At 61.0% G+C, this 18,539-nt stretch carries 14 protein-coding genes; 2 read left to right on the top strand and 12 right to left on the bottom strand.

All coding sequences use genetic code 11. The features are described 5' to 3' along the window. Positions 1-21: 21 nt before the first annotated feature. Complete coding sequence (urtA, locus tag FHL16_RS18820; protein ID WP_010463931.1) at positions 22-1,287, bottom strand: urea ABC transporter substrate-binding protein; 1,266 nt, start codon at positions 1,285-1,287, stop codon at positions 22-24. A 292-nt stretch (positions 1,288-1,579) separates the two neighbouring features. Between urtA and FHL16_RS18825 the strand changes: the two genes are divergently transcribed. Beyond that, the gene (locus tag FHL16_RS18825) at positions 1,580-6,127 is read left to right on the top strand and encodes a DUF4329 domain-containing protein (RefSeq protein ID WP_177346240.1); all 4,548 of its coding nucleotides are present in this window, start codon (positions 1,580-1,582) and stop codon (positions 6,125-6,127) included. A gap of 60 nt (positions 6,128-6,187) precedes the next feature. Here FHL16_RS18825 and FHL16_RS18830 read toward each other — a convergent pair whose 3' ends face one another. The 11 genes from FHL16_RS18830 to cbiE all read right to left on the bottom strand — a co-directional run bounded on the left by FHL16_RS18830 (position 6,188) and on the right by cbiE (position 17,551). Then, positions 6,188-7,198: a FecCD family ABC transporter permease gene (locus FHL16_RS18830; protein WP_077748954.1), complete on the bottom strand. Its 1,011-nt coding sequence runs from the start codon at positions 7,196-7,198 to the stop codon at positions 6,188-6,190. Beyond that, positions 7,195-8,142, bottom strand: coding sequence for an ABC transporter substrate-binding protein (locus FHL16_RS18835; protein ID WP_077748955.1), 948 nt, complete (start codon positions 8,140-8,142; stop codon positions 7,195-7,197). The genes FHL16_RS18830 and FHL16_RS18835 overlap by 4 nt, the downstream gene beginning before the upstream one ends. Next, a complete protein-coding gene (locus FHL16_RS18840; protein ID WP_077748956.1) occupies positions 8,139-8,927 on the bottom strand; it encodes an ABC transporter ATP-binding protein in 789 nt (262 codons plus the stop codon). Before FHL16_RS18840 ends, FHL16_RS18835 begins: the two co-directional genes overlap by 4 nt. A gap of 197 nt (positions 8,928-9,124) precedes the next feature. Beyond that, positions 9,125-10,504: a PepSY-associated TM helix domain-containing protein gene (locus FHL16_RS18845; protein WP_077748957.1), complete on the bottom strand. Its 1,380-nt coding sequence runs from the start codon at positions 10,502-10,504 to the stop codon at positions 9,125-9,127. Between the two features lie 130 nt (positions 10,505-10,634). Then, positions 10,635-12,752 carry a TonB-dependent copper receptor gene (locus FHL16_RS18850; RefSeq protein ID WP_077748958.1) on the bottom strand — a complete coding sequence of 706 codons (2,118 nt, stop codon included), beginning with the start codon at positions 12,750-12,752 and terminating at the stop codon, positions 10,635-10,637. An 84-nt stretch (positions 12,753-12,836) separates the two neighbouring features. Further along, positions 12,837-13,286, bottom strand: a complete 450-nt coding sequence (locus tag FHL16_RS18855; RefSeq protein WP_077748959.1) for a DUF2946 domain-containing protein — start codon at positions 13,284-13,286, stop codon at positions 12,837-12,839. 21 nt (positions 13,287-13,307) lie between these two features. Then, positions 13,308-13,787: a copper chaperone PCu(A)C gene (locus tag FHL16_RS18860; protein ID WP_077748960.1), complete on the bottom strand. Its 480-nt coding sequence runs from the start codon at positions 13,785-13,787 to the stop codon at positions 13,308-13,310. A 48-nt stretch (positions 13,788-13,835) separates the two neighbouring features. Beyond that, complete coding sequence (locus tag FHL16_RS18865) at positions 13,836-14,234, bottom strand: DUF2946 domain-containing protein (RefSeq protein WP_010463920.1); 399 nt, start codon at positions 14,232-14,234, stop codon at positions 13,836-13,838. A 284-nt stretch (positions 14,235-14,518) separates the two neighbouring features. Next, positions 14,519-15,253 carry a cobalt-precorrin-6A reductase gene (locus FHL16_RS18870; RefSeq protein WP_077748961.1) on the bottom strand — a complete coding sequence of 245 codons (735 nt, stop codon included), beginning with the start codon at positions 15,251-15,253 and terminating at the stop codon, positions 14,519-14,521. Continuing rightward, positions 15,250-16,347, bottom strand: a complete 1,098-nt coding sequence (locus FHL16_RS18875) for a cobalt-precorrin-5B (C(1))-methyltransferase (protein WP_077748962.1) — start codon at positions 16,345-16,347, stop codon at positions 15,250-15,252. Before FHL16_RS18875 ends, FHL16_RS18870 begins: the two co-directional genes overlap by 4 nt. After that, entirely contained in the window at positions 16,340-17,551 is a 1,212-nt protein-coding gene (gene cbiE / locus FHL16_RS18880; protein WP_077748963.1) for a precorrin-6y C5,15-methyltransferase (decarboxylating) subunit CbiE, read from the bottom strand. The genes FHL16_RS18875 and cbiE overlap by 8 nt, the downstream gene beginning before the upstream one ends. A 241-nt stretch (positions 17,552-17,792) precedes the next feature. Here cbiE and FHL16_RS18885 point away from each other — a divergent pair, with 241 nt between their 5' ends. Continuing rightward, positions 17,793-18,464 (top strand): hypothetical protein, encoded by a 672-nt coding sequence (locus tag FHL16_RS18885; RefSeq protein WP_010463916.1) that lies wholly within the window; start codon positions 17,793-17,795, stop codon positions 18,462-18,464. Positions 18,465-18,539: the final 75 nt, after the last annotated feature.

Here is an 18,539-nt window from a genome sequence, read left to right on the forward strand (position 1 = left end):
CTCAGGCCGACATCCAGTGACTCAGTTGCTCTTCACCGCATAATCCGGCTTCTTGTCGTTACCCGAAATGAACGGGCTCCAAGGCTGGGCACGGATCGGCCCTTCGGTCTGCCACACGACGTTGAACTGACCGTCGGCCTGTATTTCGCCGATCATCACGGGCTTGTGCAGGTGGTGGTTGGTCTTGTCCATGGTCAGCGTGTAACCCGACGGCGCGGCAAAGGTCTGGCCGGCGAGCGCTTCGCGGACTTTGTCGACGTCGGTGGATTTGGCTTTCTCAGCCGCTTGCGCCCACATGTGGATGCCCACGTAAGTGGCTTCCATCGGATCGTTGGTCACCGCTTTGTCGGCGCCCGGCAGGTTGTGTTTCTTCGCGTAGGCTTTCCAGTCGGCCACGAATTTCTTGTTCGCCGGGTTCTCGACCGACTCGAAGTAGTTCCAGGCCGCGAGGTTGCCCACCAGCGGTTTGGTGTCGATGCCGCGCAGTTCTTCTTCGCCGACCGAGAACGCTACAACCGGAACGTCGGTCGCTTTCAGGCCCTGGTTGGCCAGTTCTTTATAGAACGGCACGTTGGAGTCGCCGTTGACGGTGGAAATGACCGCTGTCTTGCCTCCGGCCGAGAATTTCTTGATGTTGGCCACGATGGTCTGGTAATCGCTGTGGCCGAACGGGGTGTAGACCTCTTCGATGTCCTTGTCCGCTACGCCTTTGGAGTGCAGGAACGAGCGCAGAATCTTGTTGGTGGTGCGCGGGTAAACGTAGTCGGTGCCCAGCAGGAAGTAACGCTTGGCGCTGCCGCCTTCTTCGCTCATCAGATACTCCACCGCCGGGATCGCCTGTTGGTTCGGCGCGGCACCGGTGTAGAACACGTTCGGCGACATCTCTTCGCCTTCGTATTGCACCGGATAGAAGAGCAGGCCGTTGAGTTCTTCGAACACCGGCAACACCGATTTACGCGACACCGACGTCCAGCAACCGAACACCACGGCGACCTTGTCCTGGGTCAGCAACTGACGACCCTTTTCCGCGAACAGCGGCCAGTTCGACGCGGGGTCCACGACCACCGGTTCCAGCATCTTGCCGTTCACGCCGCCCTTGGCGTTGATCTCGTCGATGGTCATCAACGCCATGTCTTTGAGCGAGGTTTCGGAGATCGCCATGGTCCCGGACAACGAGTGCAGAATACCGACCTTGATGGTCTCGGCGGCCTGGACGGTCCAGGTCATGCCCATCGCGGCAATGCTTGCCGTGAGTGTGAAAGCCTTGATCAAGCTACGACGCTTCATTGTGCGATCTCCATGAACATTAGAATTTTTTCTGGGTTGGCAGATGCGGACTACTGAAGGGTCTTTAGCAAGGGCTGTGCCTGTTCGGAAAAGGCAGGGAAATATTGAAATAGAGCCCTCGGTGAACGTGATGACGCACCAGACTGGGGCTTGATGAAGGCGCGGGTGCACCGCCGTGCGCAGCATTGGTGCCGGGTGCGGCAAAGCAAAAAAAACGGTAGCGATATATATGTACCACCTGCCGCGCTCCGGGATCTTGATCATCGTGGCTTCTCAGTTGAGTGAGCAGCGCATGAACGGCATCTCTATCAGTACACCTTCAGCACCCCGACGCGGGGCAACCTTTCCTGCCCTGGGGCCGACCTTCATCAGCGCGGATGACGCGGCCTACTGGGCTCACCGGCAGATCGGCGCGCGCCATGACAAGACTTACGGCGGTGTGATCTTGCAGCGTGGCGACGGAAAATTTCAGCCCACATTGCCGGTGGCGGGAAGGATGAGGCATTTCGATTTCGACTTCCTGTCATCTTCTGAAAACCCCCAAGAGCTGTTTGCCCCACCCGGCTACAGGGGCGCGGCGTATTACTTGTCCCACGCGGCCAGTCACGCTGACGTCCAGCGTATTCATCCGCGCTGGACGACTGAGGAGATCACGTTGAGCCTCGGATTTTTTTCCAGAGCACATCTCCTGAGTCACATGCAGGACCCGGGCGCCTATGGCCAGCGTCATTATTTGTCGGGGCCGGATGGCTCGTTGATCAAGTACGAGTCCACTCAGCCGGCAGAAGAGGAAGAACTCATTGAGCTGGGCGTCAAGGCTTTCGGGCCGTTCTCCGACGTTGAGCAACTGATTCAGAAAGTCGCCCAGACCGGCACCCTGAGCGTACTGGTAGCCAATGCACCGTGGGGAGGCGTGCGAGGAAACGTGCCGACGAACTGGACGCTCGGTACGGCTGCGGTGAGAAGTTCGACGTCGGTACAGCCGTTTTTTTGTGCGGTGTTCGACCAGGTGGACAAGGCCATCGAAGCGGCCGCCGCCACGGTAAGCGCATCCACCGGCAGCGCTTATCTGGGGTTTGTCGTGACCTCTGCCGGCAGCGCGCAGTACATGGCGACCTATCCGGTGCTTTCCAGCGAGCCGGCAGCCGAACTGTTCAAGTCCTTCCCGATGAATGCCGATCGCACGCTGGAGCGCCTGCTCGATTTCGACCTGAACGGCGTCTACTTCATGCTGCAGGGTGATGCGTCTCAGAGCGCCGGCGAGCCCTGGCTTTATGAGCGCTTTTTTTCACCGCAGGAGTTGGCTACGGGCATCAGGTTTTCGCTGGAAGATGTCCACCGGCAGGAGTACCCGGACTACCTCAAGGTGTACGCCCGGACCCGGGACGGCGCCGTGTTGCAATACCGACCTTCGGCGCACCTGCGTGAAGTACCGCTGGAGGACAGCGCGGATCTCAACGTGCGACTGAAGACCGGTACGCTCAAGCCTGCGGATTACATCGGACAGGTGGCAGCGGCTGGCGAGCTGACGGTGCTGAAGGACAGCGCGCTTTGGGATGTTGTCGGGATCGTGGGGCCTGACTGGCAACCCTATGCCCGGTCGAGGCGCTTGAGTCCCGCTTTCCTCAGGGCGGACGATGCCGCCCGTTTTGCTCATGAATATATTGGCAGCCGGCGTGAACAGGGCTTCGTCGGGATGGTTTTGCAGGATCGAAACCAACGTTTCGTCGCCACCGAGCCGGTGTTTGCCGCAAAACGGTTTGCACTGGACAGGCTCTGCCCCCTCGACGCTACCGGGGCACCGATCGTGTTGGTCGAGGGTCACTCTTTTCATGGGCTGTACGCCTCGCGTTGGCAAGCGGATGCCGGAGCCATTGTGCGTGCTGACTTGCAAGAGCAACTGACCCACGCACAAATGTTCACCACCGAAGACATTCGCTCGGTGTTCGACAAGCGTGCGCATGTTGTTGATTTCTACCTGTCCGGCTCGGCCGACGCCCTGTTGGTTTACAGCCCCGATGTATCGAAAGTGGCGGCTCGCAACCGCCTGCAACAGCGGGCGGCCGTACTCGCCGATGGCAAAACGCTGATAGACCAGGAGCTGGCAGCCGGCACACTTGAGCCCAGTGCAGTGGTCGACGAACTGGCCGGCACCGGCAGATTACGCGTGGTGGTCGGCAGCGACGTGTGGGGGCCGCGGGGAACGGTGCTGGGTGATCAGTCAAATAACGAGGCCGCCCGCACAGACATTGCCGCTCCCGTGCTGGGGGCGATTTTTACCAGTGCCGAAGACGCCGTGTTGAACGCCCGCCATCGTGCCCGGCTCGACTACCGCGCAGCCGCGGCGGGTTGGGGATTCATCCTCAAGCACAAGGCGCGCGAGGAGTACGTGGCGACCGAAACGGTTACGCCCAGGGGCCTGGGGGCGCTGAACCAGGCAAGCGACTTTGGCGCTCCCGTATTGATCGACGAGTTCAGGACCCTCGGGCTTTATTACGCGGCAAGCTGGATGCCTAAAGGGTTATCGACCACGGAGGCCTGGTTTGCCCGGCATTTTGCGTCCATCAGCGATTTGGCTGCTGCGATCCACGACGACAAGGGCACGCAACGCCTGACGCATTTTCAGGACCTGAACATTTTTATCGCAACACTGGATGGGGCATTGTTGCGTTACCAGTACTCGGCCTCCTCAACACAACTCGACTATCAGGGTGTGCAGCAACTGACGTCAGCATTAGGCAAGGACACACGACCCTATGCCAACGTCATTCAAATGCTCGCCAAGGCCGGAGAACTGAAGGTGCTGCGCACCAGTGAGCTGTGGGACGAGCCGGGGAGTGTCGGACCTGACTGGACACCTTTCGTGCAGATCCAGCGGCGAGCCCTCAGCCCGGTCTTTGTGTCGCAGGACGATGCTGCGGACTATGCGCTGGCGCAGTTGGGCTCACGGCGTGAGCGGGTCTACGGCGGCCTGGTGCTGCGTCGCGCCGATGGTTTGTTTGTCGCAACGTTGCCGGTGGCCGTGGAGGTCGAGAACTTCCCTGCCAACTGGATTCGTCTGGATGAATTGATTGAACAGGGTTTGTTTCTGACCGGGAGTACGGTCGTCGCCCGGTACCATTCCAGAATCCCGATCGAACCGATTTTCGCGCTGTCGAACCGCGAGCGGGACGTGTACCAGGCGATGTTTTCCACGGATTTTCTGGCGGACATTCTGACCGGCTCCGGGGGTTCCCCGTCTCTGTCGCCCGGCAAGGAATACCTGCTGGGGCTCGACGGCAGCCTGATCAGCTACACCCTCAGTGCAAGCGCCAGCGAAAAGCAACTCGCTCGGGCATTGGCGCCACCCAGCCAATTGCAGCGCCGGCATACCCCGATAGAACTGCAGATGCGCAACGGCACGCTAACACCGAGCGAGTATGTCAATCAGGTTGCAAGGGCCGGCCGGTTGCAAGTGATTCGGGGGAGCCGACTGTGGGGCGAGGCCAGGCAACTGTCGCACTGGAGTGCTTATCCGGGGATTATCTCGTCGGACGTGCATCGATTTGCCATTACCGAGCCGGCGCTCAGCCCGGTCTTCACGCAGGTAGACGATGCCATGCGCCATGTCCATCGCACGGTAGGCGCCCGTGCCAGCCTGATGTTCGGCTTTGTGCTCAAGGGACTGAACGGTGAACGGTACGTGACGACGCTGCCGATCGACGGGCGGCAAGGGCATCTCACGGTCGAGCGGGTATTTCCCCAAGGGTTGCTACCGTTGGGGTATCGAGTCGAGGGCATTTATTTGTGTCCGTCGACAAGCCCGGGACGATTGCCCCATGACGTGACGCAGAGCTTCATCTCGCCTCGAGACCTGTCCTACGGGCTGGGCGCTGTCGGTGTGCGCACGGCTGAAGGATCCACGTACCTCAACGTCTACATCTCCTGCGCCGACGGCGCCTTGTTGCGCTATGCCCCCAGGGCCAAGGCACCTGAGTGGACCCTGTTTCATGCCACGGTGGCCTACGAGAAAATCCTGCAATCAGGCCGGGAATCGCTGATTGACTACCTGCGCAAAGTCATCGCCAACGGTGAGTTGCAGGTCGTGGTGCGCAGCGCTTTCTGGTCGCCGCTCAGGGTTGATGCCCGGGGTGTCAAAACCGGCATCGAGCTGATCAAGTGGGAGCAGGACAACCGGTTTGCGCTCGGCCCCGTCTTCGCCCATGCCGATGATGCGGCTCGCTTGGCGCAGCGATTGATTGGCGAGTACGTCGGCCAACCGTATCTGGGTGGCGTGCTGATCCATCAGGCGTCTTCTTCGTTCGTGGCCGTCGAGCCGCATGAGGACGGCGTCAACAGTGGGGCTGCCAGTACGCTGTTTTACTCAGGGCCGGGTGGGCCCATTGCACCGGTCACGGTGCCGGGTGCGCAGCCTTTGCCGTTGCCGGTTTTTCCGCAGGACTACAAATGGGCGGCTGTTCATCAGTTCTACAAACGCTTCAACCTGTTCGTGAAGGACCCCACTGCGTCTGATCGATTACTGATGGATAACCTGGCCTTGGCCGACCTGTGGTTCTGCAGAGATGTTGTGAAAAAGAGCGGTGTCTCCGGGGGCTGTTGCTATTTCACCGGTCGTGGCGGGGCCCTGTTCAAATTCACCCCCAGCTTCTCGCCACAGGAAACGGCCTTGTTCAACGAGGAGGCGAAGGACGGGGTCGATGCGTACCTCGCCGCGCTCGCCAGTGTCGGATTGCTTGAGGTACTGGACACCGATGGTTACTGGCAACGTCGCGGGCGATTGAATGCGACCTGGCAGCCCCCTGTGCAACCGGCGACGAAGCCAGATCGTGACGAACTGTGAAGTGCAGCGTTCATTGATCTGAGCGCAGGATGAGCCGTGCCCCCCTCCGGTTGGCATGGCTCAGCGACGCTGCATGAGACCGATGAAAAACAACCCGCCAATCGCCGCCGTGGCCACGCCAATCGGCAAGTCCTCGGGGGCGATCAGGGTGCGCGCGGCGACGTCGACCCATACCAGAAACACGCTGCCCAGCAATACACACGCCGGTAACAATCGCCGGTGCTCGGCCCCGACCAGTCGACGGGCAATGTGCGGCACCATCAGCCCGACAAACCCGATCGACCCGCTGATCGAAACCAATACGCCGGTCATCAGCGACGCAATCAGAAACACCCGCAAGCGCACGGTACGCGCATTCAAGCCAAGGGTGACGGCGGTCTGTTCGCCGGCCATCAGCGCATTCAACGGTCGGGCCATGCCTAGCAGCAAGACCAATCCCAGCAACACGCTGGCGGCCGGCACCGCAAGCAACTCCCAACGCGCCAACCCGAGCCCGCCGAGCATCCAGAACATCACCGCCGAACTCGCCCGGTGGTCGCCGAAGAACAGCAGCAAATTGGCAATCGCCATCATCACGAACGACACCGCCACACCGCACAGCAGTAGCCGGTCACTGTCCAGACGACCGTTGCGATTGGCGATCATCAGCACGGTCAACATGCTCAGCAGCGCGCCGATAAACGCCGCGATCGGCAAGGTCAGCAGGCCGACGATTTCACCGACGTGCAGCACCACAATCACCGCGCCAAGGGTCGCACCGGAAGTGACCCCGAGCAGGTGCGGGTCGGCCAATGGATTGCGCGTCACCGCTTGCAGCACCGCGCCGATCAGCGCCAGGCCAGCACCGACCAGCGCACCGAGCAGCATGCGCGGCACGCGGATCAGCCAGACAATGTGCTCCTGCCCTGCAGTCCAGCTCACTTCACCCACACCGAACACCTTGTGCAGCAAGATCCGCCCCACCACGTCCACCGGAACCCGCGCCGGACCGAAGCCCAGCGACACCACGCACGACACCAGCAACAGCGCGGCGAGCATCACCAGCAGCAAGACATAGCGACGATCCATCATTCGCCGTGGAAACCTTTGGCCAGGGTTTCAACCGCCAGCACGTTGTCGATGCCCGGCGTGGCCTGCACATACGGAATCACGATGAAACGCTGGTTCTTGATCGCGTCCACCGATTGCAGCGCCTTGTTGCTGAGCAGGAAGTGTTCTTTCTGTTCGGCGGTGACTTCGCCGTAGTCGACGATCACGATCACCTGAGGGTTGCGCTCGACCACGTCTTCCCAGTTGACGCGGGTCCAGCTCGCCTCGACGTCGTCCAGAATGTTGCGCCCGCCCGCGGCGTCGATCAGTGCCTGCGGCATGCCGAGGCGGCCGGACGTCATGGCGCGGTCTTCGCCACTGTCGTAAAGGAAGACCCGAGGTTTATCGGCGGGCAGACCCTTGCGCACCTCGGCGACTTGCGCCTGCATTTTGGCGATCAAGGCATTGGCGCGGTCCTGAACGTCGAAGATCTTGCCGAGGTTGCGCAGGTCGTTGTAGGTGTCTTCCAGGCTGGCCGGTGGACGCTTCATGACAAAGGCGCAGGACTCGGTCAGCTCGTAGACATTGATGCCCAGCGGTTGCAACGTTTGAGGCGTGAGGTCGCCACCCACGCGCATGCCGTAATCCCAACCGGCGAAGAAGAAGTCGACGTTGGCATTGAGCAGGGTTTCCACCGACGGGTATTTGGCTGCCAGCTCGGGCAAGCCGTCGAGGATGGTCTGCATTTCGGGCGTGACTGACTTCCAGCCGGACACGCCGCTGTAGCCGGCCATGCGCGGTTTGAAGCCAAGGGCGAGCATCATCTGGGTCATGTTGATGTCATGGCTGACCGCGTGTTTCGGCGCCTGCGTGAAGGTCACTTCGCGGTTGCAGCTCTGGATCGTCAACGGGTAGTTCGTGGCCTCGGCCAACGCGTGGGCACTGCCCAGCAACAGCGTGAAGCAAAGCAGGGAACGCAAAGTCATGGTTGGGTTATCCAGGTAATTCGTGGGTAGCCGTGCAAGGGGTGTTCATCGATCAGCGCTTCGACGCCGAACACGTCGCGCAGCAGCGGGGCGCTCAGGACTTCTTTCGGCGTGCCGCTGGCGACGATGCGACCGTGATGGATCACGTACAAACGATCGCAGAAAGCGGCCGCCAGATTGAGGTCGTGGATGCTGGCCAGGGTGCCGATTTTCAGGCGTTTGACCAGTTGCAACAGTTCCAGTTGATAGCGTGGGTCGAGGTGGTTGGTCGGCTCGTCGAGGATCAGCAATTGCGGTTGCTGAGCCAGGGCGCGGGCGAGGATCACACGTTGTTTTTCACCGCCGGAGAGGGTGGCGAAGGCGTGGTCTTCGAAGCCTCTGAGGCCGACGGACGCCAATGCTTGAGTTGCCAGATTCCGGTCTTCAATCGTGTCGCCACCAAACAGGCCTTTGTGCGGTGTGCGGCCCATGGCGACCACTTCGTCGACGGTCAGACCGAAGGCATCGGGGAACTCCTGCAACACCACGGCGATGCGTTGGGCGCACCAGCGCGAGGATTGCTTCCAGACGTTATGGTGGTCGAGCCGGACCTCGCCGCTCTCGGGCTTGCTGAAGCGATAAGCGCAGCGCAGCAGGCTGGTCTTGCCGCTGCCGTTGGGGCCGATCAACCCGACGAACTCACCGGCGGCCACCTGCAGGGACGCCTCACGCAGCTGGAACTGGTGATGGCAGTGGCCGTGGCCCAGGGGTGTCCAAGCGAGGTTTGAGAGGTTAAGCGAGGTCATGCAGTTGCTCTGAGAGAGTGGGTGATGCTGATGACGCCATTGCGGGCAAGCGCGCTCCCACAGGGATCGCGCAAATCCTGGGGGAGCGGGCCTGCTGATCAAAACACTGTATTTGAGTTATACAGTAACACTAGAGATGATGCCGAGCTAAGCGCGGCAAGTCTACAGATTCGTCTAAATCGCGCATCTCGCCTGCTTCATGAAGAAGGTGAGGCCGATTCAGTTTGCCGGGTGAATCGCGAAAACAGCACACGATCCAGCACCCACACCACCACCAGCGAAGCCCCCACCAACGGAAACGCCACGGCCAGAGCGAACATGATGACCATCGCGGTTTTCCATCTCGGCAGGTCGTGGCGCAGCGGTGGAACACCGAACTTGCCTTGTGGACGACGCTTCCACCAGATCACCACGCCGCTCACCGCGCTGAGCAAAATCATCAGGCAGATCAGCAGCACGACGATCTGGTTGAACACGCCAAACATCTTGCCTTCGTGCAACATCACGCCGATTTCTGTGGCGCGGGCGACGGTCCCGTATTGCTCGTAGCGCACGTCGGCGAGGACATCGCCAGTGTACTGGTCGACATGCAAAGTGGCGTCATTGCGCGGGTCGTCCGCGAACACGGCGATGGTGAACACGCCGGTGTCGGTGGTCGGGAAGGTGATGCTGTAACCCGGCTCGACCTTGCGTTGCACGGCGATGTTCTGCACGTCTTGCAGGCTGATGGTCGGTGCGGCGGGGCCGGCTTTGGCGCCATCGTGGGTCATGTGTTCGGCGTGGTCGCCGGACATCGGCATCGGCGTGTTTTCCATGGCCCACGGCACGGTCTGGCGAGTGGCAGTGTTGAGGCTGCGGGCCTCGACATCGGATTTGGGCACGCTGTCCCACATTGCCGCCGGAAACACGTTCCACACCTGCGCATATTTCTGGCCCCAGAACCCGGTCCAGGTCATGCCGCTGAGCAGCATCACCAGCAGCAACGATGCGCCCCAGAACCCGGTCACAGCATGCAAATCACGCCACAGCACCCGACCGCGACTGGTCAGGCGCGGCCACAAAATACCGGCCGCCTGGCCACGCGGCCACCACAGGAACACGCCGGAAACCACCAACACCACGCCCCAGCCAGCAGCCAGTTCGACCAATCGATCACCGACGGTGCCGATCATCAATTCACCATGAATCGCTCGCGCCACCGCTTGCAGATTCTGCTTGGCGTCTTGCTCGCCAAGGATGTCGCCCTGATAGGGATCGACGAATACGTTGAGTTCGCTACCGCCATTGATCACGACAAACTGAGCGCTGCGCTCGGCGTTGACCGGCGGCAGGTACTGTTTGATCGTGGCGTGTGGGTACGCCTGTTTCACCCGTTTGAGCAGGTCATCGGCCGGGACGCTGTGATGCCCGGCCGGTACGTTCATCAGGCTGCCGTACATCATCGGATCGAGTTGCGGCTTGAACAGGTAGATGACGCCGGTCAAGGCCAGCATCACCATGAATGGCGCGACGAACAGACCGGCATAGAAATGCCAGCGCCAGGCCAGGTTGTAGAAATTTACTTTGGGCTGTTTCATCACGTGTGCTCCGCTTTGGCATGGTTCTTTTAGTTGTTTGTTTTGCGGTTGCTGCGCAACCGATCGCGAGCAGGCTCGCTCCCACAGGTTCTCCACTGTCTATGTGGGAGCGGGCTTGCCCGCGATACTCTTAAAAGCTCATGTCCACCTTGGTCCAGAGCGTTCGCCCCGGTTCTTTGATGGCCTGCGGGTCATTGGCCGGGTAGCCAAAACCGGCGTTGCCGGCCAGGTTCAAATGCTCGGCGTAAGCCTTGCCGAACAGGTTGTCGACGCCGCTGCTGACCTTCCAGTTTTTGTTGATACGGTAGGCGCCATTGAGCGAGAACACGCCAAAACCGGAGGTCTTGTCGAAGTCCTTGCCGACCACGTTGCCCTTGTTCTGGTCGATGCGGTTTTGCGCCGCGACCACTCGCCACAGGGCACCGGCACTCCAGTTGTCTTCGCTGTAGGTCAGGCCGAAACGCGCGTCCAGCGGCGGCATTTGCGGCAATGCGTTGCCTTCGCTGCTGTTCTTGCCCCAGGCGTAGGCCAGGGTCGCGTCGGCTTTCCAGTTGCTGGTCAGCTGGTAGGCCGCGCCGAGTTCGCCGCCCATGATTCGCGCGTCGATGTTCTGCGCCTGGGAGGTGGTGCCCATCATGGTCGGGGTGTAGTTGAACAAGATGTAATCGCGCACCTGGCCGACATAACCCGAGGCCCAGGCTTCGAGGTCTTCGGTCTTGTATTGCAGGCCGAAATCGAGCTGGGTGGTTTTTTCAGGCTTGATCGAATCGAAGGCATTCACCGATCCGGCGGGGCCGGACTTGGGCGAAAACAGTTCCCAGTAATCGGGGAAACGCTGGGTGTGACCGAGGCCGGCGTAGAGGGTGGTCGGGCTGTCGGCGAGGTCATGCTCGTAGCGCAGGAAGCCGCTTGGCAATGTGTCGGCGCGGGTTTCGTCGGCGGTCGGGTTGGGGCGAGTCATCATCCCGGAACCGGTGGTCTGCCGGTAATCCTTGGCCGATGCACGGTCCAGGCGTGCACCAGTAATCAACCGGTCACGGTCGGCGGCGTACCAGGTCAGTTCGCTGAACACGCCATAGTTATGGAAGTCGGCGTCCTTGGTATACGGCAGGTCCTTGTAGGTATCGACGCCCATGCTGCCGCGTTGGCGATGCTCGTTGGTCTGCGCATCGATGCCGCTGATCAACTGCACATCGGCCCAGCGCCAAGTCGCCTTGATCCTCGCGCCGAGGGTGCGGCGGTCGACGTTGGAAGCCATTGGGCCGGCCATCATCCCGGTGCCCGATGGCGTGCGCAGCGTGTAGTTGTCCATCACGTGGTCGGCGTAGTTGTAGTAGATCTGCGCTTCGACCTTGTCCAGCACCTCGCCGATGTTCGATTTTTCGAACCGCAGGCCCAGGCTTTCACGCTTGAACTGCGAGCCGTCCATGCCGCGCCCGGCGTAACGCGCTTCACCATCGCCCTTGCCGGCTGTCAGCTCCAGCAGGGTGTCGGCGTCTGGCGTCCAGCCGAGCGCCACGTCACCGTTCCATTTGTCGTAGCGCGACGGCACGGTGTCGTTGTTGCCGTCCTTGTAGTCGTCGGCGTGCGCGGTGTTGCCGATCACGCGCACGTAGCCCAGCGGCCCGCCGGCAGCGGCGTCCACCACTTTGTCAAAACGGCCGTTGGAGCCGGCCAACACGCTGGCGTTCACGCGGGTACCGAGTTCGCCGAAGCTTTCCGGTTCACGCTCGAACAAGATCGTGCCCGCCGATGCGCCCGGTCCCCACAGTACGGTTTGCGGACCTTTGATGACGGTGAGTTTGTCGTAGGTTTCCGGCGAGATGTAGGAGGTGGGCGCGTCCATCCGGCCGGGGCAGGCGCCGAGCAATTGGCCGCCGTTGGTGAGGATGTTCAGTCGCGAACCGAACATGCCGCGCAGCACCGGATCACCGTTGGTGCCGCCGTTGCGTACCAGGGCGAAGCCGGGGATGGTTTTCAGGTAGTCGCCACCGTCGCTGGCCGGAACGGGTTGGCGCGGGTCCTTGGGGTTGGTGACGATGGTCAGCGGCGAACTCGGGGCAATGGCGGTGATCACCGTCGGGCTCAGTTCTTCACCGTGGCCCGCGTGTTCGTTGGCCAGCACCGTGGATGTCAGCAATGCGCTGCAAAGGACGGCGGTGGCATGCCTGAAACGAATACTCGATTCGTTCGGGGCAAAAGAAGCTTGGGCAGGGCTCAAGCGTGTGTCAGCAGCAAACCTGGACATGACAATTTCCATCGAGCAGTCGTAAACGACACGGCGGACAGCCTGTGGCTGTCTGCAAAACCGTGTGAAATCAGAGGTGCGTGTTTACGCGACGATGGGTGGGGCGCGGGTTCGGGCGCCGGGGAAGACGGTGTGCCGGGCATGGCCCAGGCGAGGGGAGGGAGTGGTGAAGGTGGTGGCTGTTGGTGTGTCGAACGCGACGAAGGTCTGGCCGCCGGTCAGCGCCGGGCAATTGAACAGCAGGCTGCAATAGCCGCATTTTTCCCAGAGCGCGTGGTGCGAGGTTTTGGGCGGGCAGTGCTCGGCGGCGGGTTGCGCGCCGTGGTTGGCGTGCTCCATGGCCGACATGTCCATGCTCATGTCCATCGACATGCTCATCGACATCGACGAGGCGCGTTGATCCATCGGCATCGACTGAGAAATCAGCGGGCCGATAAAGATCATCAGCATGGCGAACAGGCTGATCCAGCTGCCGCGCGTCAGGCTTGACGACTGACGACGGTGTGCGGATGACCTGGCGCTAAGCGGGCGCATGGGTATGTTCAGCTCAGTGATTTACTGGGCGTGGGTGTGCATCTGCATGACTTCTGGTGGCTTCTTCTGCACCGCGACTTCGACCGTCACGTCACCGGATTTTTCGAAGTGCAGGGTCAGCGGGAAACGCTTGCCGTCGCTCAGCAGGTTGCGGTCTTTCAGATTCACCAGCATCACGTGATAGGCCATTGGCGCAAACGTGACGTTGCCACCGGCAGGAATCTCGACGCTCGGCACTTGCTGCATTTTCATCAGGTCGTTTTGCATGATGTGCTCATGCAACTGCGCTTCACCGGCAATCGGCGAGTCGACGCTGAGCAGGCGGTCGGCGGCTTTTCCGGTGTTCTGAATAACAAAATAGGCCGCTACGGTTGGCGCGTTGGGCGGCAACTCCTGGGACCACGGGTGAGCGATCTGCAGTTCGCCGACCTTGTATTCGTGGGCATTGGCAAAGCAGGCAGGCAGCAGCAACGCAGCCAGAACGATGAGTTTGTTCAACATGGCAGTTCTCCAGAGCGATTCAAGACGCAGTTCAATTGCGAGAAGGAATCACACCAGAGGGGACGCGCGGGGGTTGAGGCTCGGCCATTGCTGGCGCGGGGTGGGGGTGTCGAGAGCGGTGGCAGGCACGCTTCGATTGGCTTCGAAACGAGCGAAATACAGTTGTGGCGCATGCCCCGGCAACGCCACCAACGGCGCGGAACCTGAACAGCACCAGCAATGCTGCATATTGGAATGGTCGTCGTTCTGCGGGGCTTTTTGCTCAAGGTCGCCCAGGGAAATCGCCACCATCTTCGTGCCGCTGGACGTACAGAAACTGCCCCACAACAATTGCTCGGCGGGTGATTTCGCCGACTGCGCCATGGCTCCGGTCATCGGCATGGCGAGCATGTTGAACAGCACTGCGAAGCAGGCGATCCAGGCAATTGCTAGCCGTTGTCGGGACATGGGACACAATCCGTTGGGTGGGCGATCAGTCGCGGCTATTTAGCCTGATCAGGGCCGATAAGTAAAAAAGCGGCGTGCGGTGTGGTGTCGCAGTGCACGTTCAAAAGAGTGTAGCGGCTATGATTCGAAATGCCGGATGAATTGCGGTCGGCATACAACCCTGTGGCGAGGGAGCTTGCTCCCGTTGGACTGCGCAGCTGTCCCCTTTTTTTGGGGGGGGATTAAGGCCGCTTCGCCCGAACGCGGACCGGCCCAACGGGAGCAAGCTCCCTCGCCACAATTACTTAGGCGTCCGGCAGATTGCATTCCGCCAGTGCAGCAAACAACTCACTCACCGATCCAAACTCCCGATCCACCCCCGGCAACACCGGCCGCTGCAACACAATCACCGGCACCCCACGCTCCCGCGCCACTTCCAGTTTCGGTTCGGTCGCGGTGCTGCCGCTGTTCTTGCTGATCAGCACATCAATCTGCCGACGTTCAAACAGCTCCCGTTCATCCTCGATCAGAAACGGCCCGCGCGCGCCGATGACTTCGCAGCGTTCGTTGCCCGGGTAAGCGTCCAGTGCGCGCAAGGTCCAGAATTGCTCCGGCGGAATTTCGTGCAGGTGCTGCAACGGTTCGCGGCCGAGGGTGAACAGCGGTCGGCGGAAGGGTTTCAGGGCTTCGATCAGTTCGGCCCAATCGCTGACGTCGCGCCAGTCATCCCCGGCCTGTGGCTGCCAGGCAGGCCGGCGTAACGCCCAGCATGCAATGCCGCTCAGCTGCGCGGCGGCCTTGGCGTTGTGGCTGATTTGTGCCGCGTAGGGGTGGGTCGCGTCCAGCAGCAGATCGATCCCTTCATCGCGAATGAACTGCGCCAGGCCTTCGGCACCGCCGTAGCCGCCAACGCGCACCTGGCAGGTCAGGTCCGTCGGCACGCGACCGACACCGGCCAGGCTGTAGAAGTGTTCCGGCCCCAGCGTGCGGGCGATGGCCAAGGCTTCGGTCACGCCGCCCAGCAGCAAAATACGCTTCATTGAAAAGCACCTGCATGGCCGACAATTCCGCCCTGGCGATCGATGGCAAAGACTTCAACCTGAACCTGCGCCGGCACCACGTTGCGGGCGAAGTCCAACGCGTGCTGACATACCGCATCTCCAAGGGCGATGCCCGCCGCGCTGGCCATCGCCAAGGCTTGCTGGCTGGTATTGGCGTCGCGAATGCCTTGCTGCAGCGCCTTGTCGGCGCCCATTGTGGCGGCCCATTCGGCCAGTTGCGGCAGGTCGATGCTGGAATGCCGGCTGTGCAAATCCATGTGCCCGGCCGCCAGTTTGCTGATCTTGCCGAAGCCGCCGCACAGGCTGAGTTTATCCACCGGCACTTTGCGCAAGTGTTTGAGCACCGCGCCGACGAAGTCGCCCATTTCGATCAGGGCGATTTCCGGCAGGTCGTAGACGCGGCGCATGGTGTCCTCGCTGGCGTTGCCGGTACAGGCGGCGATGTGCAGGTAACCGTTGGTTTTGGCCACATCGATACCTTGGTGGATCGAGGCGATGTAAGCCGCACAGGAAAATGGCCGGACGATGCCGCTGGTGCCGAGGATCGACAACCCGCCCAGAATGCCCAGTCGTGGGTTCATGGTTTTCAAGGCCAGCGCCTCGCCGTCCTCGACGCTGACCGTGACCTCGAAACCGCCGCTATAGCCGAGTTCTTCGGCCAACAACGTCAGGTGCTCGGTGATCATTTTGCGCGGCACCGGGTTGATCGCGGGCTCGCCGACGCCCAGCACCAGCCCCGGCCGGGTGACCGTGCCGACGCCACGCCCGGCGCTGAAACGGATACCCGGCTCGTCGCGCAGTCGCACCTGGGAGTACAGCAACGCGCCATGGGTCACGTCGGGGTCATCCCCGGCATCCTTGATCGTCCCGGCTTCGGCGCCGTCGTCGATCAGGCGGCAGAATTCCAGGCGCATCCGCACCTGCTTGCCCTTGGGCAGCACGATCTCCACGGCGTCAGCGCTCATCCCGCCCAATAACAAACGGGCCGCTGCCAGACTGGTCGCGGTGGCGCAACTGCCCGTGGTCAGGCCGCTGCGCAGCGGGGCGGGTTGTTCGGCGGTTTCGTCACGCATCGAGGGGCTTCGTCACGTCCAGCAAGGTAATCGGCAGCGCCTGACGCCAGGTGTCGAACTCCCCCAGCGGCTGGGCCTGGGCAACGTGAATGCGGGTCAGCTCACCACCGTGGCGTTCGCGCCAGGTCATCAGGGTGACTTCGCTTTGCAACGTGACGGCGTTGGCGATCAATCGGCCACCGGGTTTGAGTTGCGCCCAGCAGGTGTCGAGCACACCTTCACGGGTGACCCCGCCACCGATAAAAATCGCATCCGGGAGTTCGAGCCCGGCCAGGGCCTGCGGCGCACTGCCGCGAATCAATTGCAGACCGGGCACGCCAAGGGCATCTCGATTGTGTTCGATCAACAGCTGCCGACCTTCATCGGCTTCGATGGCCAGCGTGCGGCAACTGGGGTGGGCGCGCATCCATTCGATGCCGATCGAACCGCTGCCGGCGCCGACATCCCACAGCAGTTCGCCGGGTACCGGGGCCAGGCGCGCAAGGGTGATCGCGCGGACGTCGCGTTTGGTCAGTTGACCGTCGTGCTGGAAGGCCGAGTCTGGTAGGCCGGCCAGTCGTGAGAGCCGCGGGGTGTCCGGCGCGGCGATGCATTCGATGGCGATCAGGTTCAGATCGGCGACCGCTGGATCGTTCCAGTCATTGGCCACCCCATCGATGCGCCGTTCGTTTGCGCCGCCCAAATGTTCCAGCACGCTGAGACGGCTCGGACCGAAACCGCGTTCACGCAACAATGCCGCAACGGCGGCCGGGCTTTGGCCATCGTTGCTCAGCACCAGCAAACGCACGCCGCTGAACAACTGCGCGCTCAGTGCGGCGAGGGGCCGGGCTACCACCGAAAGCGTCACCACCTCCTGCAAGGGCCAGCCCATTCGCGCCGCCGCGAGTGAGCAGGAGGAGGGCGCGGGCAGGATCAGCATTTCAGCGTCAGGCACTTGCCGGGCCAGGCTGGCGCCGACGCCGAAGAACATCGGATCACCGCTAGCCAGCACGCAGACCGGTTCGCCACGCAGCGCCAGAACGGGGTCAAGGGAAAACGGACTGGGCCACAACTGCCGCTCGCCACGAATGCACGCTGGCAACAAATTCAGTTGCCGCTGGCCGCCGAAGATTCGCGAGGCGCCCAACAGGGCGCGACGGGCATTCTTGCCCAGGCCCTTGAAGCCGTCTTCACCGATTCCCACAACCGTTAGCCAGGGTGCCATGCCGTTCCTTAATCCAGGGTTCATGTTCAAGGGCGGCATGATAACGCGGCTTCTGTTATCTGGCGCTGCTCCATTGCCGGAGCAGGCGGCGTTTTTTTGAAAACTTATGTGGTTGAAAACTTGTTTGGTGTTGGGTTGGTTTTGTTGTTTTTGTTTTTGGGTCAAGTTTAAAATTTGCTGTAAGGCATGCTTGATTTGTTTTCGAATAACTACTTTTCAAGTTAGATGGATAGTCGCCTTTATGGCGTTAATGGATATGGATATGACTGTGATAACGGATGATATGAAACATAATGCAGCCCTGGTGGGAGATATCTTGCTGACCGGTGTTCAAGGACAGTCGCGCGAGGATTATCGTTTCGCATTGAATTGTACTTATCTGGCACAGCGGCAAGCGGACAATACTTACAACAGCGCAATCCGGCCCGGACGCTGGATCGATTATTACGCCGATGTACTGTGGTCGCATGGCTGGAATCGTGATCATCCGCCGATTGAGCATGTTCAAACGCAGTTTTATGGAAGTGTGCGGCAGGTCTGGTCGAAGCTGGCTTCTCCTATTCTCAGCCGTGACCAGGTGGAAGGGGTGAATCTGGGACTTGCTGCACTGGAAAAAGACGTTGAACTGTTAAAGAAGGTCAAGGGGGTAAGTGGAAAGGCCTTCGACTTTAAGATAATGCCGATTAGCTACAACGCAAATGGGGATATGGAGTTAGTGGTCAGTAATATCAGGTTCATCAAGTCAAGCATGAATACCGAATACCTTTTTTGGGATATATCGCAAGTCATGAATCAGCTGGATGTCCTGGCTCGAAAGGTAGTGATCTCACGGCGGGTAATGGACGCTCGTCGATCCAGCGTGGAAGAGGCGCTGGCAGGCATTAAATTCAACTTCGAGGACTATGAGCTGTAAACCGCCCAAGGGACGGGGGAGTCGTTACGCTTTCGGATGACCTGAAACACGAATTCCGACCGGCAGGCATTTTCA

The organism is Pseudomonas sp. FSL W5-0299 (assembly GCF_005930655.1).
Classification (GTDB): domain Bacteria; phylum Pseudomonadota; class Gammaproteobacteria; order Pseudomonadales; family Pseudomonadaceae; genus Aquipseudomonas; species Aquipseudomonas mandelii.

Coding starts and splice junctions, on each gene's coding strand:
- urtA (WP_010463931.1), bottom strand. CDS start 1,287: ATGAAGCGTCGTAGCTTGATCAAGGCTTTCACACTCACGGCAAGCATT.
- FHL16_RS18845 (WP_077748957.1), bottom strand. CDS start 10,504: ATGAAACAGCCCAAAGTAAATTTCTACAACCTGGCCTGGCGCTGGCAT.
- FHL16_RS18865 (WP_010463920.1), bottom strand. CDS start 14,234: ATGTCCCGACAACGGCTAGCAATTGCCTGGATCGCCTGCTTCGCAGTG.
- FHL16_RS18855 (WP_077748959.1), bottom strand. CDS start 13,286: ATGCGCCCGCTTAGCGCCAGGTCATCCGCACACCGTCGTCAGTCGTCA.
- FHL16_RS18875 (WP_077748962.1), bottom strand. CDS start 16,347: ATGCGTGACGAAACCGCCGAACAACCCGCCCCGCTGCGCAGCGGCCTG.
- FHL16_RS18850 (WP_077748958.1), bottom strand. CDS start 12,752: ATGTCCAGGTTTGCTGCTGACACACGCTTGAGCCCTGCCCAAGCTTCT.
- FHL16_RS18835 (WP_077748955.1), bottom strand. CDS start 8,142: ATGACTTTGCGTTCCCTGCTTTGCTTCACGCTGTTGCTGGGCAGTGCC.
- FHL16_RS18830 (WP_077748954.1), bottom strand. CDS start 7,198: ATGATGGATCGTCGCTATGTCTTGCTGCTGGTGATGCTCGCCGCGCTG.
- FHL16_RS18825 (WP_177346240.1), top strand. CDS start 1,580: ATGAACGGCATCTCTATCAGTACACCTTCAGCACCCCGACGCGGGGCA.
- cbiE (WP_077748963.1), bottom strand. CDS start 17,551: ATGGCACCCTGGCTAACGGTTGTGGGAATCGGTGAAGACGGCTTCAAG.
- FHL16_RS18860 (WP_077748960.1), bottom strand. CDS start 13,787: ATGTTGAACAAACTCATCGTTCTGGCTGCGTTGCTGCTGCCTGCCTGC.
- FHL16_RS18840 (WP_077748956.1), bottom strand. CDS start 8,927: ATGACCTCGCTTAACCTCTCAAACCTCGCTTGGACACCCCTGGGCCAC.
- FHL16_RS18870 (WP_077748961.1), bottom strand. CDS start 15,253: ATGAAGCGTATTTTGCTGCTGGGCGGCGTGACCGAAGCCTTGGCCATC.
- FHL16_RS18885 (WP_010463916.1), top strand. CDS start 17,793: ATGGCGTTAATGGATATGGATATGACTGTGATAACGGATGATATGAAA.